Genomic DNA, 23927 nt, shown 5'->3' on the forward strand with positions numbered 1-23927 from the left:
CTTAACGCTTATAGATGAATTCGACGCCTTCTTCGTCATCTTCATCCCAGTCGTCATCCCACTCTTCGTCGTCTTCTTCCACCTGCTCTTCAAGCTGCTGACGGTGGTAGTCATCCCACATGAATTCGACTTTCTCAGGCTGTTTCGCTTCTTCTGCCTGCGTTACCGGGTTCTCGATGATGAAGGTCATCACATCCCAGCACAGCTCTTTCACGCCCATCTGGCTTGCGGCGGAGATGAGATAGTACTTGTCTTCCCAGCCCATCGCTTCGGCAATGGCTTTCGCCTTCGCTTCGGCTTCCGCTTTATCCATCAGGTCGATCTTGTTGAAGACCAGCCAGCGCGGCTTGGCAGCCAGTTTGTCGCTGTATTTTTCCAGCTCGCCGATAATAATACGGGCGTTTTCCACCGGATCGGAACCGTCGATAGGATCGATATCGATGAGGTGCAGCAGAACGCGGCAACGCTCAAGGTGCTTCAGGAAGCGAATACCCAAGCCAGCCCCTTCGGCAGCGCCTTCGATCAGGCCCGGGATATCGGCCACGACGAAGCTCTTCTCGTTGTCCATACGCACTACGCCGAGGCTGGGGACCAGGGTGGTAAACGGATAGTCGGCCACTTTTGGTTTGGCCGCAGAGACAGCACGGATAAAGGTGGATTTACCTGCGTTTGGCATCCCCAGCATACCCACGTCCGCCAGCAGCATCAGTTCCAGCTGCAGATCGCGCTTATCACCCGGCGTACCCATCGTCTTCTGACGCGGGGTACGGTTAACGGAGGATTTGAAACGGGTGTTACCCAGACCATGCCAACCGCCTTTAGCGACCATCAGGCGCTGACCATGCTTGGTCATATCACCCATGGTTTCGCCAGTACCCTGATCGATAACGCGCGTTCCGACAGGGACTTTAACCGTGACGTCTTTTCCGCGTTTACCGGTACAGTCACGGCTCTGGCCATTCTGACCGCGCTCAGCACGGAATGATTTTTCGAAACGGTAATCGATCAGGGTGTTGAGGTTTTCGTCCGCCTCTAACCACACGTCACCGCCGTCGCCGCCGTCGCCGCCGTCAGGGCCGCCACGGGGAATGTATTTTTCGCGGCGGAAGCTTACGCAACCATTACCGCCATCACCTGCCACGACCAGGATCGTTGCTTCATCAACAAACTTCATTTTACTCTCCGTAAATCATTCGCCTGAGCGGGGGCCGCTTCATTTTTGCGCCAACGTCCCCAAAGACGATGACCAATGGCGGAATACATCGCGCCCGCAACCACGACAAACGCACCGAGATAAGCCAACAGGTTTAACATCGGTTTGACGAAGAAATCGGGCCAGGCCATTGATAATAAATCTGAAAATAACAGTGTAAACAGTGGCGTCAGCGTAATCAGCGCACTTACCTGCGCTGCCTGCCAGCGCGCCATCGCTTCTGCCAGCGCGCCATAACCCACTAATGTGTTCAGACCACAAAAGATCAGACACGCCAGCTGCCAGTCGCTTAACTGGGAAATGACTCCCGGCTTCGCCAGTGGCAACAGGGCAATAGTACATAAAGTGTACAGCAAAAACAGAATCTGCTGTGACGCCAGACGGCGTAATAACACCTTTTGCGCGACGCCATAACTTACCCATACCGCCGCCGCGCCCACCCCAAAAATCACACCCCAGGTGTAATCCGTCAGGCGGGTAAAAATCTCTATCAGACTGGTATTGAAGAACAACACCAGACCGCAAAGCAGCATCAGTGCCCCGATAATCTGCGTGCCGCGCATCTTCTCTTTCAGGATAAAGACGCTGGCAACCATCATGCCTACCGGCGAGAGCTGGCCAATAACCTGCGAGGCCGTGGGACTGAGGTATTGCAGGGAAGAACTGAACAGAATGAAGTTCCCGAACAGGCCGCCTGTCGCAATCGCCAGCAGCACCAGCCAGCGCGGTTTGCGAAAGATGCGCAGCGGAGGAAGCTTACCCTTTAGCGCAAGGATAATGCCCAATCCAATACCGGCCATCAGGAAGCGGTAGAAGACCACCGTTGGCGGCTCCATCACTTCTAGGACCTGCTTCATTGCAATTGGCAGCGCACCCCAGCACATTGCGGTAGTGAGCGCCAAAAGAATACCAATGCCGGCCTGCTGCTTCATGCCCGTTTTCCCTACCGAAAAAATTACCGGGTTTCCAATGTAAAAAGCCCCGCAACACGTTGCGGGGCTTTAATCCGTTACCGGACCGAGAAAACCTTACTCAGCAACAATGCTGATGTATTTACGGTTGTTCGGGCCTTTAACTTCAAATTTCACTTTACCGTCTGCTTTAGCAAACAGAGTGTGGTCACGACCGCAACCTACGTTGTTACCCGCGTGGAACTTAGTGCCACGCTGACGAACGATGATGCTACCCGCCAGAACGGTTTCGCCACCGAAACGCTTAACGCCGAGGCGTTTAGCTTCTGAATCGCGACCGTTACGTGTGGAGCCGCCAGCCTTTTTATGTGCCATTTAAATCTCTCCTCAGGTCTTAGGCGCTGATGCCAGTAATTTTCACATCAGTGAACCACTGACGGTGGCCCTGCTGCTTACGGTAGTGTTTACGACGACGAAACTTAACGATTTTAACTTTCTCGCCACGACCATGAGCAACAACTTCAGCTTTGATAACGCCGCCATCAACGAAAGGAACGCCGATTTTGACTTCTTCACCGTTTGCGATCATCAGAACTTCAGCGAATTCAATAGATTCGCCAGTTGCGATGTCCAGCTTTTCCAGGCGAACGGTCTGACCTTCGCTTACTCGGTGTTGTTTACCACCACTTTGGAAAACCGCGTACATATAAACTCCGCTTCCGCGCACATCCTCGTGTGATTCAGAGTGCGCTATAAATATTCACAATAGGGCGCGAATATTACGCAAAACGCGAGCCTTTGACAAGTGCTACAGTCAATACATGAAGAAAAAAAACACAACACGTACGGTAACGTTTATCTGCCGCGTTTTTTCAGTACAATCAGCGCTACTATTGATAAACCGAACCCTTCGTTAGCCCATTTGATATGTGGTAAACAGGACTTAAAGCCCGGCTTTTGCGATGAATTTAGAAAAAATCAATGAGTTAACCGCGCAAGATATGGCGGGTGTGAATGCAGCGATCCTGGAACAGCTCGATTCTGACGTTCAACTAATCAATCAGTTGGGTTATTACATCGTCAGCGGCGGGGGTAAACGCATCCGTCCGATGATCGCTGTGCTGGCCGCCCGCGCGGTCGGCTATCAGGAGAACGCGCACGTAACGATCGCAGCGCTGATCGAATTTATCCATACCGCCACGCTGCTGCATGATGACGTTGTCGATGAGTCCGATATGCGTCGTGGCAAAGCCACTGCCAACGCCGCGTTCGGCAATGCAGCCAGCGTACTGGTAGGCGATTTTATCTATACGCGCGCTTTCCAGATGATGACCAGCCTGGGATCGTTGAAGATCCTGGAAGTGATGTCCAAAGCGGTGAACGTCATCGCGGAAGGTGAAGTTCTGCAGCTGATGAACGTCAACGACCCGGACATCACCGAAGAGAGCTACATGCGGGTGATCTACAGCAAAACCGCCCGTCTGTTTGAGGCCGCTGCCCAGTGCTCCGGTATTCTGGCCGGCTGTACTGACGAGCAGGAGCGTGGGCTGCAGGATTACGGGCGCTACCTTGGCACCGCCTTCCAGCTGATTGACGATCTGCTCGACTATAGCGCCGACGGCGAAACGCTCGGCAAGAACGTCGGTGATGACCTGAACGAAGGTAAACCGACGCTGCCGCTGCTGCATGCTATGCGTAACGGCACCCCTGAGCAGGCTAAGCTTATCCGCGAAGCCATTGAGCAAGGAAACGGCCGACACCTTCTGGAACCAGTACTGGAAGCAATGGCAACCTGTGGTTCCCTGGAATGGACGCGCCAGCGTGCAGAGGAAGAGGCCGATAAAGCGATCGCCGCACTTCAGGTCATCCCGGACAGCCCATGGCGAGATGCCCTGATCGGGCTCGCGCATATTGCCGTTCAGCGCGATCGATAATCCTCAATGAACTCTCTTTTGCGTGAAAAGAGAGTTCCAATAAGCTCCAGTTTTTATCCATCAAATTGTTAAATAATCCGCTTACAGGCCGCATGATTAAAGCCCTGGCAAAATCCGAATATTGCCTCCTGTAATGCGAACTTTTTAGAACCGATGTTCGAAGAAGGTATAGTAACACTGTCATTTAAGAGGAAATGACGTACATGTACCCGAACAGAGGGATAGCTGAATGGATAAGAAATTTACCGACTGGCACTCGGCCGATATCATCGCCGCGCTGCGTAAAAAGGGAACATCGCTTGCTGCAGAATCCCGCCGTAATGGCCTGAGTTCATCCACCCTGGCAAATGCGCTGACTCGCCCCTGGCCAAAGGGAGAACTGATCATTGCTACGGCACTCGGCACTGACCCCTGGATTATCTGGCCATCGCGCTACCACGACCCGATCACGCACGAATTTGTCGACAGAACGCGCATGATGCGCCAGAAAAAACAAGAAAAAGAGCGCCAGGAATGACGCTCATCTAAACGGGACTAGCAACCCCCCGGTCAATGTGGCAGGGGGCTGCCGGGACGATTACTCGCCTTTTACACGCTCAATATTTGCACCCAGGGCGCGCAGTTTATCTTCAATGCGTTCATAGCCGCGATCGATGTGATAAATACGATCCACGAGCGTCGTACCTTCCGCAATACAACCTGCCAGCACCAGGCTCGCAGAAGCACGCAGATCGGTTGCCATCACCTGAGCACCAGACAGTTTCTCTACGCCATGACAGATCACGGTATTACTTTCGATCTCAGCGTGTGCGCCCATACGGATCAGTTCCGGTACGTGCATAAAACGGTTTTCAAAGATCGTTTCAGTGATCACACCCGTCCCTTCCGCCACCAGGTTCAGCAGAGTGAACTGGGCCTGCATATCGGTCGGGAATGCCGGATGCGGAGAGGTACGCACGTTAACGGCTTTCGGACGCTTACCGTGCATATCCAGGCTGATCCAGTCTTCGCCAGTTTCAACATCGGCACCCGCTTCGCGCAGTTTTGCCAGTACCGCGTCCAGCGTATCAGGCTGGGCGTTGCGGCAGACGATCTTACCGCCGGAGATGGCTGCAGCGACCAGGAAGGTCCCGGTTTCGATACGGTCAGGCAGGACGCGATATACACCACCACCCAGACGTGCAACGCCTTCAATGGTAATACGATCGGTGCCCTGACCGGTGATCTTCGCGCCCAGCGTATTCAGGAAGTTCGCGGTATCCACGATCTCCGGCTCGCGCGCGGCGTTCTCGATGATGGTGGTCCCTTCGGCCAGCGTCGCTGCGGACATGATGGTGACGGTAGCGCCAACGCTTACCTTGTCCATCACGATGTGGGCGCCTTTCAGACGGCCATTCACGGAGGCCTTCACGTAGCCCTCTTCCAGCTTAATTTCTGCGCCCAGCTTCTCAAGGCCAAAAATGTGCAGATCCACCGGACGCGCACCAATGGCGCACCCGCCTGGCAGAGAGACCTGGCCCTGCCCAAAACGGGCTACCAGCGGACCCAGCGCCCAGATGGATGCGCGCATGGTCTTCACCAGATCGTAAGGGGCAGAGAAGTTATTTACGTTGCTGGCATCGATCCATACGGATCCGTTACGCTCAACCTTGGTACCCAACTGGCCGAGCAGTTTCATGGTGGTATCAATGTCTTTCAGCTTCGGTACGTTCTGGATCTCTACCGGCTCTTCCGCAAGCAGTGCGGCGAAGAGGATCGGCAGCGCGGCATTTTTAGCGCCGGAAATTGTGACTTCGCCCTGGAGACGCGTCGGCCCCTGAACACGAAATTTGTCCATGTAATTACTCTCTGTATGAATTCAACCGTGCTGCGGGCAAATCACCCTCAGCTCAAAAACCGTTTAGTTTGCGATCGCGTGCCCACTCTGTAGGGGTAAACGCCTTGATCGACAGGGCATGGATACGATTATCCGCGATATATTCCATCAGCGGCGCATAGACAGCCTGCTGCTTCTTCACGCGGCTCATGCCGTCAAAAATCTCACCCACAGCAATAACCTGAAAGTGGCTGCCGTCGCCGGAGACGTGGACTTCCTGAAGGGCAAGTGCGTTCATCAGCACTGTCTGGATTTCATGATTTTCCATGGGTTCTATATCATCTGGTAGTGAAAACAAGCCCAACATCTTAGAGCAAAGTGGCGCGGTCTTAAATAAGCAAAAAGCCCCGACGATGAAACTGTCAGGGCTTTTGATAGTAACGTACTGAAAAAATTAGCGGGGCAATACGTCTTCCGGCAGATTATAGAGCTGGGCCAGGGTGACGACATTGTCGCTGACGCCCGAAAGCGTCACCGGGATGCCCTGCTGCTTGCCCGTTGAGACCAGATGAACCAGCAACGCTACACCCGCCGTATCCACGCGAGAGATACCGCTCAGGTCGATACGGGAAACCCCCTTCATGGCATCGTCCCGCGCATCCCACAGAGGATTCAGATAATCCTGATCCAGCTCGCCTGAGAGTAATAACGTCTCACCCTCACGGGTCCAGCTCAACTGCGACATAATTACTTGTTTCCTTCCAGGGTAATTTTCTGACGTGCGATGCTGTTCAGCTGCGCGGTCAGACCATCAATGCCCTTGGTACGCAGCAGATCGCTCCATTCGTTCTGCTTGGTGGTGATCATGCTGACGCCTTCCGCAATCATGTCGTAAGCCTGCCAGTTACCGCTCTGGGTGTTCTTACGCCACTGGAAATCCAGACGCACTGGCGGACGACCGTTCGGATCGACGATGGTCACGCGAATAGGCACGATGGTCGCAGAACCCAGCGGCTGTTCCGGTGCGATCTGATACGTCTGACCGTGGTACATGGCGAGAGCCTGACCGTAGGCCTGCTTCAGATATTCACGGAACGCAGCGAAATAGGCTTCGCGCTGCGCAGGCGTTGCGTCTTTGTAGTAACGGCCCAGCACCAGCGCGCCGGCATATTTCACCTGGACATAGGGCAGCAGTTCCTGGTCAACCACATCACGCAGGTAATCAGGATTGGAGCGGATCTTCGGCTGCTCATTTTTAAGGCGATCGAAGGTTTTCTTTGCTGCCTCATTCATCTGTTGATAAGGATTGCTCTGATCGGCTGCGTTAGCTGCAGTCAGAGGGGCAATCATCAGCATGGCAACCATTAACAGTCGTTTAATCATGAATTACTTCTCCTGAGATGAATTCGTCGTGCCAACAGGCGGCGTAATGTCACTCTGCGCAGGGGTCTGCGCAGCTTGATTCTCGTCACCCCCTTTACTGTTGCTGTTGTAAAGGAACTGACCAATCATATCTTCCAGCACCATGGCTGATTTCGTATCCTGAATCACGCCACCGTCTTTCAGGATAGTCGTTCCCAGCTCGGGATCCTCAAAACCGACGTTCAGCGCCAGATATTGTTCCCCTAACAGACCGGATGTACGGATAGAGAGGGAGCTGGTGTCCGGGATATGGTTGTAGCGCTCTTCGATATCCAGCGCCACGCGTGGCAGATAGGTTTTCTCATCGAGGGTGATATCGGCAACACGCCCTACTACCACCCCGCCAATACGTACCGGAGAACGGCTCTTCAGGCCACCGATGTTATCGAAGGTGGCATAAATACGGTATGTCGGCTCGGTGCGGATGGTCGTTACGTCCGCCACTTTAAAGCTTAAAAAGAGTGCTGCCAGCAGCGCCAGCAGGACAAATACGCCAACCCAAATTTCTACTTTTTTCGTTTGCATGAACTCATTTCCCAAACATCAGTGCGGTGAGCACAAAATCCAGAGCCAGTATGGCCAGCGACGAATGAACAACGGTACGGGTGGTTGCCCGGCTGATACCGGCAGAGGTCGGGATCGCATCGTAGCCATTGAACAGCGCAATCCAGGTGATCGTCACGGCAAATACCGCGCTTTTAATCAGGCAGTTAACCAGATCCAGACGCCAGTCAACGGCGCTTTGCATCGCTGACCAGAAGAAGCCGGCATCGATCCCTTTCCACTGCACGCCAACCATCGAACCGCCCCAGATGCCGACCGCGACAAAGAGGATCGTTAACAGCGGCAGCGAAATCATACCGGCCCAGAAGCGCGGCGAGATGACCCGACGCAGCGGATCCACGGCCATCATTTCCATACTGGAGAGCTGCTCCGTGGCGCGCATCAGGCCGATTTCAGCGGTCAGCGCTGAACCGGCACGCCCTGCGAATAACAGCGCGGCGACCACCGGCCCCAGCTCACGCAGCAGGGAGAGCGCCACCAGCATTCCGAGGCTGGTTTCTGCGCTGTAAGTGGTGAGAACCAGATACCCCTGCAGCCCCAGCACCATCCCGATAAAGACCCCGGAAACGATGATAATGAGCATCGACAGCACGCCGACATTATACAGCTGGCGTACCAGCAGAGGGGCATGTTTGCGGAATTCCGGTTTCCCGACCAGCGCATTGAATAACATCAACCCGGCACGCCCGAACGTCCTGATGGTTTTTATGCCACGGTGTCCGAGAGCGGCCAACGCATTTAACAGCATGAGTGGCTTAACTCCCTATTCCCAATAGATCTTTATGATAATCACCCGCAGGATAACGGAACGGCACGGGGCCATCTGCAATGCCGTCGAGGAACTGACGGACTCGCGCATCGCTGTTGGTCTGCAATGATTGGGCACTGCCATGCGCCACAATTTTTTTATCCGCTACGATATAGGCGTAGTCGGCAATGCTCAGCACTTCCGGTACGTCGTGAGATACCACAATACAGGTTACACCCAGCGCGCTGTTCAGCTCAGAGATCAGTTTGACCAGCACGCCCATGGTGATAGGGTCCTGCCCGACAAAAGGCTCATCGAACATGATCAAATCGGGTTCCAGCGCAATCGCGCGCGCCAGCGCCGCCCGGCGGGCCATACCACCAGAGAGTTCAGAAGGCATCAGCTTCGCCGCCCCACGCAGTCCCACAGCCTCGAGCTTCATCATCACGGTGCTTTTCAGCAGCGCCGGCGGCAGGCGCGTATGCTCGCGCAGCGGGTAGGCGACATTATCGAAGACATTCATGTCAGTAAATAGCGCCCCGGACTGGAACAGCATGCTCATGCGTTTACGCACGGTATAGAGGCGCGAACGTGACATCGCCGGAATATTTTCGCCATCAAAAAGGATCTCGCCCTCGCCTGGCGGAATTTGCCCCCCAATCAGGCGTAACAGCGTTGTTTTACCAATGCCGGAGGGGCCCATGATGGCGGTAATTTTACCGCGGGGCACGGTGAGAGAGATGTTGTCAAAAATGACCCGGCTGCTGCGCGTGAAGCTGACGCCACGGACATCGACTATATTCGCCTCATTCAGGCTCATGTACATTTCCTTTCTGTTGCCGGTTCAGGATCAGCTTGATGCCTGATTTCGCCGCAAACCCAACATTTTTACAGAATATTACCTCTGCAGGTAAGCGAAAGCTGGCATTTGTTTTACTTTTACAGCGCATAAAGTCAAAATTAGGATTCGTTACATCTACAGACAGTATGCAGCGGCAGAGATTTTTTCTCAGTGGACCGGCGAGTATACCTGAAGAAAGGACTTTTGATGCTTCTTGCAACGGCACTGTTAATAATTGGTTTACTTTTGGTGGTCTACAGTGCCGACCGTCTGGTGTTCTCCGCTTCTATCCTCTGCCGTTTGTTGGGTGTTCCCCCCCTGATTATTGGGATGACGGTGGTCAGCGTAGGCACTTCCCTGCCGGAGATCATCGTCTCTGCGGCCGCCTCGATGCACGATCAGGTTGATCTTGCGGTGGGAACGGCTATTGGCTCCAATATCGTCAATATCTTGCTCATCCTGGGCCTGGCTGCGCTACTGCATCCTTTTCGCGTGCATTCTGATGTTCTGCGGCGTGAATTACCGCTAATGTTAATTGTCAGCCTGCTGGCGGGTTATGTGTTATATGACGGGCAGTTAACCCTCAGTGATGGCATTTTTCTGCTGGCGCTGGCGGTCATCTGGCTGTTTTATATCGTGAAGCTTGCCCGGGCGGCAGAAAAGCAAGGCAGTGACACGTTAACCCGCGAACAGGTGGCAGAGCTGCCGCGTGAGGGGAACTTACCCGTCGCGCTGCTCTGGCTGGGCGTGGCGTTAATCATCATGCCCATGGCGACGCAGATGATTGTAGATAACGCTACGGTTCTGGCCAACTATTTCGCCATGAGCGAGTTAACCATCGGCCTGACGGTGATTGCCATTGGTACCAGTTTGCCTGAGCTCGCAACGGCTATCGCCGGGGCGCGTAAGGGTGAAGACGACATGGCGATTGGCAATATCATCGGCTCGAATATTTTTAATATTGCTATCGTGCTTGGCCTGCCTGCCCTGATTGCCCCTGGCGCGTTTAATCCGCTCGCGTTCAGCCGCGATTACGGGGTGATGGTCTTAGTCAGCGTAATTTTCGCCCTGCTCTGCTGGCGGCGAAAAAGGCAGATTGGTCAGGGCGCTGGTGCGCTGCTGACGGTGGGATTTGTCGTATGGATGGCGATGCTGTACTGGCTCTCGCCGCTTCTCTCTGGGTAAACGGAAACGCATTATGTCGCAAATAGAATTGCAGCCGGGTTTTGACTTTCAGAAAGCAGGAAAAGAGGTTCTGGAGATTGAACGTGAAGGTCTGGCGCAGTTAGATCAATACATTAATCAGGACTTTAGCCTGGCGTGCGAAAAACTTTTCCACTGTCCTGGCAAAGTCGTGGTGATGGGGATGGGTAAATCTGGCCATATTGGCCGTAAAATGGCAGCGACCTTCGCCAGTACCGGCACGAAAGCGTTTTTCGTCCATCCCGGCGAAGCGGCGCATGGCGATCTGGGTATGGTTTCGTCACAGGATATCGTCATTGCGTTATCCAACTCGGGCGAATCGAATGAGATCCTGGCGCTGCTCCCGGTCCTGAAACGCCTGCACGTTCCCCTGATCTGTATTACCAGCCGTCCGGAGAGCAGCATGGCGCGCGCCGCAGATATCCACCTGTGCGTTAAAGTGCCAAAAGAGGCCTGTCCATTGGGGCTGGCTCCGACCTCCAGCACCACTGCCGCGCTGGTTATGGGTGATGCGCTGGCCGTCGCCCTGCTGGAAGCGCGCGGCTTTACCGCCGAAGATTTCGCCCTCTCCCATCCGGGCGGTGCGCTGGGACGTAAACTGCTGCTGCGCGTGAATGATATTATGCATACGGGGGATGAAATTCCGCACGTCAGTAAAGAGGCCTCCCTGCGCGATGCGCTGCTGGAAATTACCCGTAAAAACCTGGGGATGACCGTCATCTGCAACGATCAGATGAAGATTGAGGGTATCTTTACCGATGGGGATCTCCGTCGCGTGTTCGATATGGGTGTAGATGTCCGTAAGCTGGGTATCGCCGATGTGATGACCTCAGGCGGCATTCGGGTGCGTCCCGGCACGCTGGCCGTTGAGGTACTGAACCTGATGCAGTCCCGCCATATCACCTCCGTTATGGTTGCCGATGGCGACCAGTTACTGGGTGTGGTACATATGCATGATCTTTTGCGCGCAGGCGTAGTGTAATGAAGGATAAGACAATGATTAATACGGGTGCATCCCTTGCAACCTGTTATGGCCCGGTAAGCGCGCAGATGATGTCGCAGGCCGAGAAAATTCGCCTGCTGATCCTGGATGTGGATGGCGTGCTGTCAGACGGCCTGATTTACATGGGCAATAATGGTGAAGAGCTGAAAGCGTTCAACGTGCGTGATGGCTATGGGATTCGCTGTGCCCTGACGTCTGGCATAGAAGTTGCCATCATCACCGGACGTAAGGCTAAACTGGTAGAAGATCGGTGCGAAACGCTGGGCATTACCCATCTCTATCAGGGGCAATCCGATAAGATGGTCGCTTTCAGGGACTTACTTGGTAAACTTGCGATTGCCCCGGAAAACGTTGCCTATGTCGGAGACGATCTTATTGACTGGCCAGTGATGGCAGAAGTTGGGCTTAGCATCGCCGTGGCCGATGCCCATCCGCTTTTGATCCCACGCGCTGACTATGTCACCCGGATTAACGGTGGCCGTGGCGCAGTACGAGAAGTCTGCGACCTGTTACTGCTGGCGCAAGGTAAGCTTGATGAGGCCAAAGGGCAATCGATATGAGTAAAACCAGACGTTGGGTTATTATTCTGCTAACGCTTGTCGCACTGGTACTGATTGGTGTGAATCTCGCTGACCGGGACGACGAACAAGCGCCGACGGTCAACACCAACGATCCAACGTATAAAAGCGATCACAGCGATACCGTCGTTTACAGCCCGGAAGGGGCGCTGAATTATCGCCTTATCGCTCAGCACGTTGAGTATTTTTCCGAACAGGGCGTCTCATGGTTTACTCAACCCGTGATGACCACGTTTGATACCGATAAAATTCCGACATGGTCGATTAAAGCAGATCGGGCAAAACTGACGAATGACCGTATGCTTTATCTGTATGGCCATGTTGAAGTGAATGCGCTGACCGCAGATGCGCAGTTGCGCAAAATCACGACCGATAACGCACAGATAAACCTTGTGACGCAGGATGTAACATCGCAGGATCTGGTCACGTTATACGGCACAACATTTAATTCCAGCGGTCTGAGAATGCGCGGGAACTTACGCAGCAAGAACGCAGAGCTGATTGAAAAGGTTAGAACCTCTTATGAAATTCAAAACAAACAAACTCAGCCTTAATTGTGTTATAGCCAGCGCCCTGCTGGCCCTTAGCCTGCCTGCGCTTGCTGTGACGGGTGATACCGAGCAGCCGATTCATATCGAATCCGATACGCAATCACTCGATATGCAAGGCAACGTGGTGACCTTTACCGGCAACGTGGTTGTGACTCAGGGCACCATCAAAATTAATGCCGACAAAGTGGTAGTGACGCGTCCTGGCGGTGAGGACGGGAAAGAGATTATCGATGGCTACGGCAACCCGGCCACCTTCTATCAGATGCAGGATAACGGCAAGCCGGTGAAAGGCCACGCCTCCCAGATGCACTACGAGCTGGCGAAAGATTTCGTTGTTCTTACCGGTAATGCGTACCTGGAGCAGCTCGACAGCAACATCAAGGGCGACAAGATCACCTACCTGGTCAAAGAGCAGAAAATGCAGGCCTTCAGCGAGAAAGGCAAACGCGTGACCACCGTACTGGTTCCATCGCAGCTGCAGGACAAAAATAGCAATCAGGCCCCGGCACAGAAAAAGAGTAACTAATTCGTTATGGCAACATTAACTGCAAAGAATCTCGCCAAAGCCTATAAGGGCCGCCGCGTCGTGGAAGATGTCAGTTTGACCGTCAACTCCGGCGAGATTGTCGGCCTGTTGGGTCCTAACGGTGCAGGTAAAACCACCACCTTTTATATGGTGGTGGGCATTGTTCCGCGCGACGCGGGTAACATCATTATTGATGAAGAAGATATCAGCCTGCTGCCCCTGCACGCCCGTGCGCGCCGCGGGATCGGTTATCTGCCGCAGGAAGCCTCAATTTTCCGTCGTCTGAGCGTTTTCGATAACCTGATGGCGGTGCTGCAGATCCGCGATGATCTGACCGCCGAACAGCGTCAGGATCGCGCCAACGAGCTGATGGAAGAGTTCCATATCGAACACCTGCGCGACAGCATGGGCCAGGCGCTCTCCGGCGGTGAACGCCGCCGTGTGGAAATTGCCCGCGCGCTGGCGGCTAATCCGAAATTTATTCTGCTCGATGAACCGTTTGCGGGGGTTGACCCCATTTCGGTTATCGATATCAAACGTATTATTGAGCATCTGCGCGACAGTGGCCTCGGGGTTCTCATCACCGACCACAACGTACGTGAGACGCTGGCGGTGTGTGAGCGTGCCTATATCGTTAGCCAGGGCCACCTCATCGCCCACGGTACCCCGCAGCAGATCCTCGAAGACGATCATGTTAAGCGCGTGTATCTTGGGGAAGACTTCAGACTCTGATAGGGTAGAAGTTAAGACTCGCGTAAACGGAGAAAAATGCTCTGAACATGAAGCAAGGTTTGCAATTAAGGCTCAGCCAACAGCTGGCAATGACGCCGCAGTTACAACAGGCTATTCGTCTGTTGCAACTGTCGACGCTGGAACTGCAGCAGGAGCTCCAGCAAGCGCTGGAAAGTAACCCTCTGCTTGAGCAAACCGATCTTCACGATGAGGTAGAAACGCAACAAACCCAGGATAACGAGACCCTCGACACGGTGGATGCTCTTGAGCAAAAAGAGATGCCTGACGAGCTCCCTCTCGATGCCAGCTGGGATGAGATCTACACCGCCGGCACGCCATCCGGTACGCGCGCAGACTACCAGGATGACGAGCTGCCGGTCTATCAGGGCGAGACCACCCAGTCACTGCAGGATTACCTGATGTGGCAGGTGGAACTGACGCCGTTCTCCGATACCGATCGCGCCATCGCCACCTCCATTGTGGATGCCGTGGATGAGACCGGCTATCTGACCGTGTCGCTGGACGATATTCTGGAGAGCATAGGCGATGACGAGATTGAGCTTGAAGAGGTCGAAGCGGTCCTGAAACGCGTTCAGCGCTTTGACCCGATTGGCGTTGCCGCGAGAGATCTCCGTGACTGCCTGCTCATTCAGCTTTCGCAGTTTGTTAAAGAGACCCCGTGGCTGGAAGAGGCCCGGCTTATCATCAGCGAACATCTGGATCTGCTTGCCAACCACGATTTCCGCTCACTGATGCGCGTCACGCGGCTGAAAGAGGAGATCCTGAAAGAGGCGGTCAACCTGATCCAGTCGCTGGATCCACGCCCGGGGCAATCTATCCAGACCAGCGAGCCGGAGTATGTTATTCCCGATGTGCTGGTGCGCAAACATAACGGTCTGTGGACCGTAGAGCTGAATTCCGACAGCATTCCCCGCCTGCAAATCAATCAGCAATACGCCTCAATGTGCACCAGCTCGCGCAACGACTCGGATAACCAGTTTATCCGCAGTAATCTGCAGGAAGCCCGCTGGCTGATCAAAAGCCTTGAGAGCCGTAATGATACACTACTGCGCGTCAGCCGCTGCATCGTGGAGCAGCAACAGGCGTTTTTTGAGCAGGGTGAAGAGTTTATGAAACCGATGGTGCTGGCGGATATCGCCCAGGCCGTCGAGATGCATGAGTCGACCATTTCTCGCGTGACGACGCAGAAGTATCTGCACAGTCCGCGTGGTATTTTTGAGCTTAAGTATTTTTTCTCCAGCCATGTCAACACCGAAGGCGGCGGCGAAGCCTCGTCGACGGCCATTCGGGCGCTGGTGAAAAAATTGATCGCCGCGGAAAACCCCGCGAAACCGCTGAGTGACAGTAAGTTGACCACCATGCTGTCCGAACAAGGTATCATGGTGGCACGCCGCACTGTTGCGAAGTATCGAGAGTCTTTATCCATTCCGCCGTCAAACCAGCGTAAACAACTGGTCTGACACAACCGATAAGGAAGACACTATGCAGCTCAACATCACAGGACACAATGTCGAAATCACTGAATCCCTGCGTGAATTTGTGAATACCAAATTCGCTAAGCTCGAGCAGTATTTCGAGAGGATCAACCAGGTCTATGTTGTGTTAAAAGTGGAAAAAGTGACTCATATCTCGGATGCTACCTTGCACGTCAACGGGGGCGAAATCCATGCCAGTGCGGAAGGGCAGGACATGTACGCGGCTATCGACGGCTTGATTGACAAGCTGGCACGACAGCTAAACAAACATAAAGACAAACTGAAACAACACTAATTGTCCGGGCAGTTAACGGGTGCAGGACGGCCTGTTGTGAAACACAACGGGCCCTTTGTACAGTTAGCGCTTAGGTGAAATTATGATGAATAACGATTCCACTCTACAACTGAGCAGTGTCCTTAATCAGGAATGTACCCGCAGTGCCGTTCACTGCCAGAGCAAAAAACGTGCGCTGGAGATCATCAGTGAACTGGCCGCAAAACAGCTGAGTCTGGCGCCACAAGTGGTCTTTGAAGCGATCCTCACCCGCGAAAAAATGGGCAGTACCGGCATCGGTAACGGCATCGCCATTCCACATGGCAAACTGGAAGAGGATACTCTGCGCGCTGTAGGGGTGTTTGTTCAACTGGAAACACCTATCGCCTTCGATGCCATTGATAACCAGCCGGTCGATCTGCTGTTTGCCCTGCTGGTGCCAGCCGATCAGACCAAAACGCATCTGCACACGCTCTCGCTGGTGGCTAAACGTCTGGCGGATAAAACCATCTGTCGTCGTTTACGCGCGGCGCAGAGCGACGAAGAGCTTTATCAAATTATTACAGAAACGGAAGGCAATCAGGATGAGGCGTAATCGGGTGATGGCTTTAACATCTGTGGTCCTGAGGAGAAACGGTACATGGTGCTGATGATCGTCAGCGGGCGTTCGGGCTCCGGGAAATCGGTCGCCCTGCGCGCGCTGGAAGATATGGGCTTTTACTGCGTGGATAACCTGCCGGTGGTGCTTCTGCCCGAGCTGGCCCGTTCACTGGCGGATCGGCAGATCTCTGCGGCAGTCAGCATCGACGTGCGTAACATGCCTGAATCGCCGGAGATCTTTGAGCAGGCGATGAGCAACCTGCCGGAGGCCTTTTCACCTCAGCTGCTGTTCCTTGATGCCGATCGCAACACGCTGATTCGCCGCTACAGTGACACCCGCCGGCTGCATCCGCTCTCCAGTAAAAACCTGTCGCTGGAAAGTGCCATTGACCAGGAGAGCGATCTGCTGGAGCCGCTGCGCTCGCGCGCCGATCTGATCGTCGATACCTCAGAGATGTCGGTCCATGAGCTAGCGGAGATGCTGCGCACCCGTCTGCTGGGTAAACGCGAACGCGAGCTGACGATGGTCTTTGAATCGTTCGGCTTTAAGCACGGGATCCCTATTGATGCGGACTACGTGTTTGACGTGCGCTTCTTACCGAACCCGCACTGGGATCCGAAGCTGCGCCCGATGACCGGCCTGGACAAGCCGGTTGCTGCCTTCCTTGACAGACATACGGAAGTGCATAACTTTATCTATCAGACGCGCAGCTATCTTGAACTCTGGTTGCCGATGCTGGAGACAAACAATCGCAGCTACCTGACGGTGGCGATTGGCTGTACTGGGGGCAAACACCGTTCGGTCTATATTGCTGAGCAACTGGCTGACTATTTCCGCTCGCGCGGTAAAAACGTGCAGTCCCGTCATCGTACGCTGGAAAAACGTAAAACATGACCGTAAAGCAGACCGTTGAAATCACCAACAAGCTGGGCATGCATGCCCGCCCGGCGATGAAGTTATTTGAACTGATGCAGGGATTTGACGCGGAAGTTCTGCTGCGTAACGACGAAGGCACCGAAGCCGAAGCCAACAGCGTAATCGCTCTGCTGATGCTGGATTCGGCAAAGGGCCGTCAGATTGAAATTGAAGCCACCGGCCCGCAGGAAGTGGAGGCGCTGGCAGCGGTTATTGCGCTGTTCAACGCCGGGTTTGATGAGGATTAATGCAGCTTATTGGCCTGCATAAATCCTTCCCCACCGAGCTGGCGCATCTGGCGCAGGATCCATGCCTGACGGCTACGTACATAGCTTGATGGCGCACTGGCCTTAAAGCGAATCGGGTTCGGTAACACAGCCGCCAGCAGCGCGGCCTCCGACGCCGTCAGACGGCTGGCTGGTTTGTTGAAATAGCGCTGCGCCGCAGCTTCGACACCAAATATCCCTTCGCCAAATTCCGCGATATTGAGATATACGGTCAGGATCCGTTTCTTACTCCACACCGTTTCGATCCCCAGCGTCAGCCCGGCTTCAAAGCCCTTTCTCACCCAGCTGCGACCGTCCCATAAAAACAGGTTTTTCGCCGTCTGCTGAGAAAGCGTGGATGCTCCGCGGATACGGCTCTCGTTACGATCGTTATGCGCTAGCGCCTTCTCGATCGCCCCGACGTCAAACCCCCAGTGCTGAGGGAATTTTTGATCTTCGGCGGCAATCACGGCCAGCCCCATCCAGGGGGAGATCTCATCCATACTCACCCAGTCAGAGTGCGCAACGTAGCTGAAATTACCGCTCAGCCAGTTGCTCATCTGACGTTCAACCATTACCGCTGAAAACGGCACCGGAAGAAAGCTGAACAGGGCGATGCCCCCACCCCAGAAGACCGCCATAACCAACAGAATGCGAATGACGATCCGTCTTAACCAACCCGCTTTCGGACGTCTTAACTTCATGCAGCGAGCACCAGTACGCGCGTAACCAGCTTCTCAATGCCCGTCGCCGCTTCCGCAATAGTTTGTGCCAGCATGTAAGCGGGTGTGGTGACGATCCTGTTCTCTTCGTCGACCACGATATCATCCACCGGACAGGGGATATGCTCACCGCCCATATCCTCGATAGCCTCAGCAGTATCAATATCCGTTCCGATGGTCAGGCGCAGCGGCATATCAAAAATGGCCGGCAACATCGCAGGGGCGATACAGATAAAGCCCAACGGTTTGCCGGCTTCATGCATCTGCAGCGCCAGCGCTTTTAAATCACCGTCTACCCGGCAACCACTCCCCTGGGCGGCAAAATCACTCAGGTTTTTTGCCGCGCCAAAACCGCCTGGCACAATCAGCGCGTCCAGCTCGGTAGCCCGCGCCTCGCTGAGCGGACGAACCTGTCCACGGGCGATTCGCGCAGCCTCAATCAGGACATTACGGCTCTCGGCCATCGTTTCGCCGGTCAGGTGGTTGATCACGTCTACCTGGGTTTTATCCGGTGCGAAGCAGACCGCTTCGGCGCCGTTACGCGCCAGAGCCAGTAGCGTCAAAACAGCTTCATGAATTTCAGAACCATCGTAAACACCACACCCGCTGAGTACCACGCCAACCTTTTTCATCCTGCGATCCCTCTCGAAAAATGTTAAATGCACATTAAAGATTCTGATTAAAACGGTATGCTTCACACATTTAACTGATTCATGTAACAACGTATTTAAGATTTGCTATCTTAACTGCGTGCGGCCTAAAGTTTCCGGCTACGCCATTTACGAAAAAACTATTCCTATTCAGGCGCAGCCAAGATTTCCCTGGTGTTGGCGCAGTATTCGCGCACCCCGGTCTACCGGGGTCATTTTTTTCTGCTTTCCACCCAGGCTTTTAGCACGGCGACATCGTTCTGCCACTCCTGCTTCATCTCCTCAACCCATTCACCCACGTTATCTTCCCAAGCGGGTAAATCCGGAGACTGAATCTGCTGTCCAAGCTGCTGCAGATGGCGCAAACCCACCGATCCGGCCGCGCCTTTGATCTTGTGGCCCTCTTCAACGATGCCTTTCTTGTCCCGCGCCGTCAGGTTTGACTCGAGCAAGTTTAAATAGCCCGGCATCATCTTCTCGAAGATGGCCAGGCCATCGGTGATCAACTTCGGACCAACCAGATCGATGTACTGCTCGAGCATGTCGATATCCAGCAAAGACTGTGCTTTCTCTATATCTACCTTCGTCATGGTGCTCTCCTCTTCGTCACAGGTGTCCCAGAACTTCTTGATCATGGCGGTTAAGGCGGGTACCGCCAGCGGTTTGCTCAGTACATCGTCCATACCGGCATCCAGGTACTCTTTTTTGTCTTTCAGCACGTTGGCGGTCAGCGCCACCAGCGGCGGCAGTTCGTCGCTGGCGTAACGGCTCGTCAGCTCGCGCGAGATATCCAGCCCGGTCATGTCCGGCAACTGAATATCCAGCAGCACCAGGTCAGATTCGCCCGGCGTGAACATCTCCAGCGCGGCTTTACCGGTCATAGCAACATCCACGCTGCTGCCCAGTTTCTCCAGCACCGATCGCGCGACAATCACGTTCAGCTCGATATCTTCCACCAGCAGCACATGCAGGGCAGGCAGCGGCATATCGTCATGGGCAAAGGTGTCCTCGACCTCTTCCGCCACTGCCGGGGCCCGAACGCTAAGTTTAAATACAGAGCCGTGCCCAGGGTTGCTGGTCACCGTGATATCACCGCCCATGCTCTTCGCCAGACGGCGCGATACCGCCAGACCGATGCCGGTCCCGGTAGCGGGTTTGCCCCCGTGGCTGTCTTTAACCTGGTAATACATGGCAAAGATTTTGTCCTGCTCCTCCTGTGGAATACCAATCCCGGAATCTTCCACCTCGAAGTGCAGCATCTCCCCCTCGCCGTAGCGCACGCGAACTGCCACCTGGCCACTCTGGGTAAATTTGACCGCGTTGCTGATCAGGTTCCACAGGATCTGGCGCAGGCGCGTGCCGTCGGTCACCACCTTATGCGGCAGCGGCAAGGTCGGCTCCAGCACAAAGCGTAGCCCTTTCTGCTGCGCCTGCAGACCGGAGAGGTTTTCCAGATCGGCCAGGAAGCTGGTGAAATCCACCGGCTGGTTATCCAGCTGGACTTTGCGCCGCTCCATCTTATCCATATCTATAATATCGTTGAAGATATTGCCGAGCGTAACCGCCGAGACATGGATGGTTTTAAGATATTTCTCCTGCTCGGCCGTCAGTTCGGTGTCGAGCAGAATGCGGCTTAACCCGACGATACCGTTAAGCGGAGTACGCAGTTCATGGCTGATAGTGGAGATAAAGGTCGTTTTATCCCGGCTGGCGCGCTCCAGCGCATCCTGGTAGCGCTTACGCTCGGTAATATCACGCCCGAAGCCCATCAGCCCGTGGCGTTTCCCGACGCGGTCGTAATAGGGCACTTTACGGATTTCGAAGCAGGCTTTGCGCCCGTCCGGGTAGTCGAGCCACTGCTCGTAGGTCAGGGAGACGTTGTGACGGAACACCTTCTCATCGGTTTCGATAACTTTGGCTGCCGCCTCCGGAGAGTAGACATCCTGCGGGCGCAGATTGATAAGCTGTTTTTCGCTCTTTCCGGTCAGTAACTCCATCGCCCGGTTACAGCCGGAAAACTCTTTATCTTCATTACGGTAGAAAACCAGGTCCGGGGAGGCATCAAGGAAAGAGCGCAGGAACGAAGACTGCTGCTCAAGCTGGATCTGCGTCTGCTCACGCTCTTTCATCTCGATTTTCAGCTGTTCCAGCGTAGTCTGGCGCTCAGCCTCCGCTTTTTCTCGATCTGAGATCTCCTGGTTCAGCTGAGCGATGTTGTCTTTTAGCTGCACGTTGAGCTTCAGATCGCGCTCGCGCATCTCTTCCAGCTTTTCCACCAGCCGGGTCAGCCGCTGGCGGGACTCCTCCAGCTGCTCAACCACTACCGAGAGGAAATAGACCGCCCAGGGCGTAATCAACAGGCCAAAGAAAATGGAACGTATAAGATCGATACTCTCAACCTGGCCGTGGAGCACCATGGTAATGGCCATCTGCACCACAATCGCCAGCACTACCAGCGCCAGCGCCAGCAACAGGGAGAAGCGCACCAGGCCAAGCTTCATCATCAGATCGACATAGTATTGCGCCAGTAACCGAATTTGCTTCATAAGGGATCTCTTCACGACGTCATCGCACAATAATACTCAAATTCCAGGCAAGACGTTGAAGGTTGTGCAAAAAAGTGAGGGGTAAAACAGGGGATGCGCCTCACTTCCCGGGCAGGGAAGCGAGGCGGGAGGGGGTCAGGAGCGCTTCAGCAGCAGCCAGAGGCTGATCACGAAGAAGGAGGCACTCGGCAACAGCGCGCCAATCACTGGCGGTATACCGTACACCAGCGTCAGCGGGCCGAAGATTTGGGCCAGAACGTAGAAGACAAAGCCGAAGCTGATACCTGTCACGACACGCACCCCCATCGGGACGCTACGCAGCGGGCCAAAGATAAACGACAGCGCCATCAGCATCATCACCGCCACCGAGAGCGGCTGGAAGACCTTGCTCCACATGTTGAGCTGATAACGTCCGGAATCCTGGCCACTCGATTTCAGGTACTTTACGTAGTTGTACAGGCCGCTGATGGAGAGTGCATCCGGATCCAGCGCAACCACACCGAGCTTATCCGGCGTCAGGTTGGTTTTCCAGGTGCCAGAGACCGTTTGCGACCCGGTGATCTGTTTTGGATCCTGCAGGTTTGATTCATCTACCTGCGACAGACGCCAGACCTTGTTATCAGTATCAAACGTGGCCGACGCGGCGTAACGCACCGCCTGCAGACGACGCTGGTCGTTAAAGCTGTAAATGCTCACACCGCCGAGGGAGTTATCGCCCGTGACGCGTTCGATGTAGACAAAGTTATTGCCATCTTTCGCCCACAGTCCCTGCTGGGTAGAGAGCAACGAGCCGCCATACATCATTTGCGCGCGGTAGTTACGCGCCATCTGTTCGCCCTGTGGCGCAACCCACTCGCCCATCGCCATGGTCAGCAATACCAGCGGGATGGCCGTTTTCATGACGGAGAGCGCCACCTGCATACGGGTAAAGCCGGAGGCCTGCATGACCACCAGCTCACTGCGCTGCGCCAGCATCCCCAGCCCCAGCAGCGCCCCTAACAGCGCCGCCATCGGGAAGAAGATTTGCACATCTTTTGGAATGCTGAGCAGGGTATACATGCCCGCCCCCATGGCATCGTAGCTCCCCTGCCCGGCCTTTTTCAGCTGGTCCACAAACTTGATGATGCCGGAGAGCGACACCAGCATGAATAAGGTCATCATGATGGTGGTGAAAATGGTTTTACCGATATAGCGGTCAAGAACGCCAAACGCCTGCATTACACCGCTCCTTTACGCATAAACCGGGCCCGCACGCGGCGCATCGGCACGGTGTCCCACAGGTTGAGGGCAACGGCCAACAGCAGATAGAGTCCGTTAATCACCCATGTCCAGATAACCGGGTCAATTTTTCCTTTGCCACCGTTCGATTTGATCGACGTCTGCAGCAGGAAGAAGACCAGATAAAGCAGCATGGCGGGCAACATGGAGAGCACCCGCCCCTGACGTGGGTTTACCACGCTAAGCGGCACCACCATCAACGCCATCATAAAGACGGTAAACACCAGCGTGATTCGCCAGTGCAGCTCCGCGCGGGCGCGATTGGTATCGGTGTTGATCAGCGTGCGCATATCCATCTGCTCGGTATCGCTGGGATCCAGCGCAACCGCCTGATGACCAATAATTGCCTGATAGTTCTGGAAGTCAGTGATACGGAAATCACGCAGCAGCGCCGTACCTTCAAAGCGGGTGCCTTTGTTCAGCGTCACAATCTGCGAACCGTCTTTCCCCTGCGCCAGCTGGCCGGAATCGGCCACCACGACAGAGGGACGGGCATTGCCCTTGGGACGGATTTGCGCAAGGAATACATCGTTAAAGCGGTTGCCATCCACGCTTTCGATAAACAGCACGGAGTTACCATCCGTTGCCTGCTGGAACTGCCCCTGGGCCAGTGCGGCCATACCAGGGTTGGCTTTCGCCTCGGCCAGCACTTCATCCTGATGACGAGAAGAGACAGGACCGGCCCACATAACGTTCACGGCGGCCACGATGCCGGTGAATAACGCCAGGAGCATAGCGGCTTTAACCAGAACCGCTTTGCTCAGACCGCACGCATGCATGACGGTGATTTCACTTTCGGTATAGAGTTTACCGAGCGTCATCAGCAGTCCGAGGAAAAGGCTAAGTGGCAGGATAAGCTGCGCCATTTCCGGCACGCCCAGCCCAAGCAGAGAAAGCACCAGATTTGTGGGAATTTCGCCATCAACAGCCGCGCCGAGGATCCTTACCAGTTTCTGACAGAAAAAGATCAGAAGCAGGATGAAGAGTATCGCCAGCTGGCTTTTGAGCGTCTCCCGCACCAGATATCTTATGATTATCACATTAAATACGCCCGTAAAAACCCGTCTCTTTGCAGGAAAATCGCTTGTTTCATGGCTTAAACGTCATTTATTCTCTTGAGTCGTCGAAATCATCGCT

At 54.5% G+C, this 23927-nt stretch carries 29 protein-coding genes and 1 pseudogene; 14 read left to right on the forward strand and 16 right to left on the reverse strand.

Going from position 1 to position 23927, the window contains the following annotated elements; translation table 11 throughout:
- Position 1: 1 nt before the first annotated feature.
- The 4 genes from cgtA to rplU form a co-directional block, all read right to left on the reverse strand.
- Complete coding sequence (gene cgtA / locus WFM46_RS03690; RefSeq protein ID WP_103177178.1) at positions 2–1174, reverse strand: Obg family GTPase CgtA; 1173 nt, start codon at positions 1172–1174, stop codon at positions 2–4.
- On the reverse strand, positions 1171–2145 hold the full coding sequence (locus WFM46_RS03695; RefSeq protein WP_103177179.1) for a DMT family transporter: 975 nt from the start codon (positions 2143–2145) through the stop codon (positions 1171–1173). The genes cgtA and WFM46_RS03695 overlap by 4 nt, the downstream gene beginning before the upstream one ends.
- A 96-nt stretch (positions 2146–2241) precedes the next feature.
- Positions 2242–2499: a 50S ribosomal protein L27 gene (gene rpmA / locus WFM46_RS03700; RefSeq protein WP_007673187.1), complete on the reverse strand. Its 258-nt coding sequence runs from the start codon at positions 2497–2499 to the stop codon at positions 2242–2244.
- Between the two features lie 19 nt (positions 2500–2518).
- Positions 2519–2830, reverse strand: coding sequence for a 50S ribosomal protein L21 (gene rplU / locus WFM46_RS03705; protein WP_042325074.1), 312 nt, complete (start codon positions 2828–2830; stop codon positions 2519–2521).
- A 256-nt stretch (positions 2831–3086) separates the two neighbouring features.
- On the opposite strand from rplU, the gene ispB reads away from it, so the two are divergent.
- Together ispB and sfsB are read left to right on the forward strand one after the other, a co-directional pair.
- On the forward strand, positions 3087–4058 hold the full coding sequence (gene ispB / locus WFM46_RS03710) for an octaprenyl diphosphate synthase (protein ID WP_103177180.1): 972 nt from the start codon (positions 3087–3089) through the stop codon (positions 4056–4058).
- 229 nt (positions 4059–4287) lie between these two features.
- Positions 4288–4575 carry a DNA-binding transcriptional regulator SfsB gene (gene sfsB / locus WFM46_RS03715; protein ID WP_156655274.1) on the forward strand — a complete coding sequence of 96 codons (288 nt, stop codon included), beginning with the start codon at positions 4288–4290 and terminating at the stop codon, positions 4573–4575.
- Positions 4576–4635: 60 nt separating this feature from the next.
- Here the strand turns inward: sfsB and murA are convergent, their stop codons facing one another.
- The 7 genes from murA to mlaF form a co-directional block, all read right to left on the reverse strand.
- Entirely contained in the window at positions 4636–5895 is a 1260-nt protein-coding gene (gene murA / locus WFM46_RS03720; RefSeq protein ID WP_039031637.1) for a UDP-N-acetylglucosamine 1-carboxyvinyltransferase, read from the reverse strand.
- 52 nt (positions 5896–5947) lie between these two features.
- Positions 5948–6202 (reverse strand): BolA family iron metabolism protein IbaG, encoded by a 255-nt coding sequence (ibaG, locus tag WFM46_RS03725; protein ID WP_103177182.1) that lies wholly within the window; start codon positions 6200–6202, stop codon positions 5948–5950.
- 126 nt (positions 6203–6328) lie between these two features.
- Positions 6329–6622 carry a lipid asymmetry maintenance protein MlaB gene (gene mlaB / locus WFM46_RS03730; RefSeq protein WP_103177183.1) on the reverse strand — a complete coding sequence of 98 codons (294 nt, stop codon included), beginning with the start codon at positions 6620–6622 and terminating at the stop codon, positions 6329–6331.
- Positions 6622–7257, reverse strand: a complete 636-nt coding sequence (gene mlaC / locus WFM46_RS03735) for a phospholipid-binding protein MlaC (RefSeq protein WP_103177184.1) — start codon at positions 7255–7257, stop codon at positions 6622–6624. The genes mlaB and mlaC overlap by 1 nt, the downstream gene beginning before the upstream one ends.
- Positions 7258–7260: 3 nt before the next feature.
- Positions 7261–7821 (reverse strand): outer membrane lipid asymmetry maintenance protein MlaD, encoded by a 561-nt coding sequence (gene mlaD, locus WFM46_RS03740; protein ID WP_103177185.1) that lies wholly within the window; start codon positions 7819–7821, stop codon positions 7261–7263.
- 4 nt (positions 7822–7825) lie between these two features.
- Positions 7826–8608, reverse strand: coding sequence for a lipid asymmetry maintenance ABC transporter permease subunit MlaE (gene mlaE / locus WFM46_RS03745; RefSeq protein WP_032614466.1), 783 nt, complete (start codon positions 8606–8608; stop codon positions 7826–7828).
- A 7-nt stretch (positions 8609–8615) separates the two neighbouring features.
- Entirely contained in the window at positions 8616–9428 is an 813-nt protein-coding gene (mlaF, locus tag WFM46_RS03750; RefSeq protein WP_103177186.1) for a phospholipid ABC transporter ATP-binding protein MlaF, read from the reverse strand.
- 228 nt (positions 9429–9656) lie between these two features.
- Here mlaF and WFM46_RS03755 point away from each other — a divergent pair.
- The 12 genes and pseudogenes from WFM46_RS03755 to npr form a co-directional block, all read left to right on the forward strand.
- Positions 9657–10565, forward strand: a pseudogene (locus WFM46_RS03755) (calcium/sodium antiporter); the annotation flags it as partial.
- Positions 10526–10660, forward strand: a complete 135-nt coding sequence (locus tag WFM46_RS23800) for a hypothetical protein (protein WP_442913441.1) — start codon at positions 10526–10528, stop codon at positions 10658–10660. The pseudogene WFM46_RS03755 and the gene WFM46_RS23800, both read left to right, overlap by 40 nt.
- A complete protein-coding gene (gene kdsD, locus WFM46_RS03760) occupies positions 10648–11634 on the forward strand; it encodes an arabinose-5-phosphate isomerase KdsD (protein ID WP_336997080.1) in 987 nt (328 codons plus the stop codon). The genes WFM46_RS23800 and kdsD overlap by 13 nt, the downstream gene beginning before the upstream one ends.
- A gap of 14 nt (positions 11635–11648) precedes the next feature.
- Positions 11649–12215, forward strand: coding sequence for a 3-deoxy-manno-octulosonate-8-phosphatase KdsC (kdsC, locus tag WFM46_RS03765; RefSeq protein ID WP_103824984.1), 567 nt, complete (start codon positions 11649–11651; stop codon positions 12213–12215).
- A complete protein-coding gene (lptC, locus tag WFM46_RS03770) occupies positions 12212–12787 on the forward strand; it encodes an LPS export ABC transporter periplasmic protein LptC (protein ID WP_103177189.1) in 576 nt (191 codons plus the stop codon). The genes kdsC and lptC overlap by 4 nt, the downstream gene beginning before the upstream one ends.
- Positions 12756–13310, forward strand: coding sequence for a lipopolysaccharide ABC transporter substrate-binding protein LptA (gene lptA / locus WFM46_RS03775; RefSeq protein WP_103177190.1), 555 nt, complete (start codon positions 12756–12758; stop codon positions 13308–13310). The genes lptC and lptA overlap by 32 nt, the downstream gene beginning before the upstream one ends.
- 6 nt (positions 13311–13316) lie before the next feature.
- Positions 13317–14042 carry an LPS export ABC transporter ATP-binding protein gene (lptB, locus tag WFM46_RS03780; protein ID WP_103177191.1) on the forward strand — a complete coding sequence of 242 codons (726 nt, stop codon included), beginning with the start codon at positions 13317–13319 and terminating at the stop codon, positions 14040–14042.
- Between the two features lie 47 nt (positions 14043–14089).
- Positions 14090–15523 (forward strand): RNA polymerase factor sigma-54, encoded by a 1434-nt coding sequence (gene rpoN / locus WFM46_RS03785; RefSeq protein WP_180209652.1) that lies wholly within the window; start codon positions 14090–14092, stop codon positions 15521–15523.
- A 22-nt stretch (positions 15524–15545) separates the two neighbouring features.
- Entirely contained in the window at positions 15546–15833 is a 288-nt protein-coding gene (gene hpf / locus WFM46_RS03790; protein ID WP_103177193.1) for a ribosome hibernation promoting factor, read from the forward strand.
- A gap of 82 nt (positions 15834–15915) precedes the next feature.
- Complete coding sequence (gene ptsN / locus WFM46_RS03795; protein ID WP_103177194.1) at positions 15916–16407, forward strand: PTS IIA-like nitrogen regulatory protein PtsN; 492 nt, start codon at positions 15916–15918, stop codon at positions 16405–16407.
- A 45-nt stretch (positions 16408–16452) separates the two neighbouring features.
- Positions 16453–17307 carry an RNase adapter RapZ gene (gene rapZ, locus WFM46_RS03800; protein ID WP_032614487.1) on the forward strand — a complete coding sequence of 285 codons (855 nt, stop codon included), beginning with the start codon at positions 16453–16455 and terminating at the stop codon, positions 17305–17307.
- Positions 17304–17576: a PTS phosphocarrier protein NPr gene (gene npr, locus WFM46_RS03805; RefSeq protein WP_032614489.1), complete on the forward strand. Its 273-nt coding sequence runs from the start codon at positions 17304–17306 to the stop codon at positions 17574–17576. The genes rapZ and npr overlap by 4 nt, the downstream gene beginning before the upstream one ends.
- On the opposite strand, the gene mtgA is transcribed toward npr, so the two are convergent.
- From mtgA to lptF, 5 genes are all read right to left on the reverse strand, one after another.
- Positions 17573–18298, reverse strand: coding sequence for a monofunctional biosynthetic peptidoglycan transglycosylase (gene mtgA, locus WFM46_RS03810; protein ID WP_336997081.1), 726 nt, complete (start codon positions 18296–18298; stop codon positions 17573–17575). The genes npr and mtgA overlap by 4 nt on opposite strands.
- Entirely contained in the window at positions 18295–18948 is a 654-nt protein-coding gene (gene elbB / locus WFM46_RS03815; protein WP_159339887.1) for an isoprenoid biosynthesis glyoxalase ElbB, read from the reverse strand. The genes mtgA and elbB overlap by 4 nt, the downstream gene beginning before the upstream one ends.
- 230 nt (positions 18949–19178) lie before the next feature.
- Positions 19179–21512, reverse strand: a complete 2334-nt coding sequence (gene arcB, locus WFM46_RS03820) for an aerobic respiration two-component sensor histidine kinase ArcB (RefSeq protein WP_336997082.1) — start codon at positions 21510–21512, stop codon at positions 19179–19181.
- A 135-nt stretch (positions 21513–21647) separates the two neighbouring features.
- Positions 21648–22730: an LPS export ABC transporter permease LptG gene (gene lptG, locus WFM46_RS03825; RefSeq protein ID WP_336997083.1), complete on the reverse strand. Its 1083-nt coding sequence runs from the start codon at positions 22728–22730 to the stop codon at positions 21648–21650.
- Positions 22730–23830: an LPS export ABC transporter permease LptF gene (gene lptF, locus WFM46_RS03830; RefSeq protein WP_103177199.1), complete on the reverse strand. Its 1101-nt coding sequence runs from the start codon at positions 23828–23830 to the stop codon at positions 22730–22732. Before lptF ends, lptG begins: the two co-directional genes overlap by 1 nt.
- Positions 23831–23927 lie beyond the last annotated feature (97 nt).

Origin of the sequence: Leclercia sp. M50 (assembly GCF_037150775.1) — a bacterium.
GTDB lineage: Bacteria > Pseudomonadota > Gammaproteobacteria > Enterobacterales > Enterobacteriaceae > Enterobacter.

Bases quoted from the DNA above. Each gene is read 5' to 3' on its own strand.
- cgtA (WP_103177178.1), bottom strand. From the start codon at position 1,174: ATGAAGTTTGTTGATGAAGCAACGATCCTGGTCGTGGCAGGTGATGGC.
- WFM46_RS03695 (WP_103177179.1), bottom strand. From the start codon at position 2,145: ATGAAGCAGCAGGCCGGCATTGGTATTCTTTTGGCGCTCACTACCGCA.
- rpmA (WP_007673187.1), bottom strand. From the start codon at position 2,499: ATGGCACATAAAAAGGCTGGCGGCTCCACACGTAACGGTCGCGATTCA.
- rplU (WP_042325074.1), bottom strand. From the start codon at position 2,830: ATGTACGCGGTTTTCCAAAGTGGTGGTAAACAACACCGAGTAAGCGAA.
- ispB (WP_103177180.1), top strand. From the start codon at position 3,087: ATGAATTTAGAAAAAATCAATGAGTTAACCGCGCAAGATATGGCGGGT.
- sfsB (WP_156655274.1), top strand. From the start codon at position 4,288: ATGGATAAGAAATTTACCGACTGGCACTCGGCCGATATCATCGCCGCG.
- murA (WP_039031637.1), bottom strand. From the start codon at position 5,895: ATGGACAAATTTCGTGTTCAGGGGCCGACGCGTCTCCAGGGCGAAGTC.
- ibaG (WP_103177182.1), bottom strand. From the start codon at position 6,202: ATGGAAAATCATGAAATCCAGACAGTGCTGATGAACGCACTTGCCCTT.
- mlaC (WP_103177184.1), bottom strand. From the start codon at position 7,257: ATGATTAAACGACTGTTAATGGTTGCCATGCTGATGATTGCCCCTCTG.
- mlaD (WP_103177185.1), bottom strand. From the start codon at position 7,821: ATGCAAACGAAAAAAGTAGAAATTTGGGTTGGCGTATTTGTCCTGCTG.
- mlaE (WP_032614466.1), bottom strand. From the start codon at position 8,608: ATGCTGTTAAATGCGTTGGCCGCTCTCGGACACCGTGGCATAAAAACC.
- mlaF (WP_103177186.1), bottom strand. From the start codon at position 9,428: ATGAGCCTGAATGAGGCGAATATAGTCGATGTCCGTGGCGTCAGCTTC.
- kdsD (WP_336997080.1), top strand. From the start codon at position 10,648: ATGTCGCAAATAGAATTGCAGCCGGGTTTTGACTTTCAGAAAGCAGGA.
- kdsC (WP_103824984.1), top strand. From the start codon at position 11,649: ATGATTAATACGGGTGCATCCCTTGCAACCTGTTATGGCCCGGTAAGC.
- lptC (WP_103177189.1), top strand. From the start codon at position 12,212: ATGAGTAAAACCAGACGTTGGGTTATTATTCTGCTAACGCTTGTCGCA.
- lptA (WP_103177190.1), top strand. From the start codon at position 12,756: ATGAAATTCAAAACAAACAAACTCAGCCTTAATTGTGTTATAGCCAGC.
- lptB (WP_103177191.1), top strand. From the start codon at position 13,317: ATGGCAACATTAACTGCAAAGAATCTCGCCAAAGCCTATAAGGGCCGC.
- rpoN (WP_180209652.1), top strand. From the start codon at position 14,090: ATGAAGCAAGGTTTGCAATTAAGGCTCAGCCAACAGCTGGCAATGACG.
- hpf (WP_103177193.1), top strand. From the start codon at position 15,546: ATGCAGCTCAACATCACAGGACACAATGTCGAAATCACTGAATCCCTG.
- ptsN (WP_103177194.1), top strand. From the start codon at position 15,916: ATGATGAATAACGATTCCACTCTACAACTGAGCAGTGTCCTTAATCAG.
- rapZ (WP_032614487.1), top strand. From the start codon at position 16,453: ATGGTGCTGATGATCGTCAGCGGGCGTTCGGGCTCCGGGAAATCGGTC.
- npr (WP_032614489.1), top strand. From the start codon at position 17,304: ATGACCGTAAAGCAGACCGTTGAAATCACCAACAAGCTGGGCATGCAT.
- mtgA (WP_336997081.1), bottom strand. From the start codon at position 18,298: ATGAAGTTAAGACGTCCGAAAGCGGGTTGGTTAAGACGGATCGTCATT.
- elbB (WP_159339887.1), bottom strand. From the start codon at position 18,948: ATGAAAAAGGTTGGCGTGGTACTCAGCGGGTGTGGTGTTTACGATGGT.
- arcB (WP_336997082.1), bottom strand. From the start codon at position 21,512: ATGAAGCAAATTCGGTTACTGGCGCAATACTATGTCGATCTGATGATG.
- lptG (WP_336997083.1), bottom strand. From the start codon at position 22,730: ATGCAGGCGTTTGGCGTTCTTGACCGCTATATCGGTAAAACCATTTTC.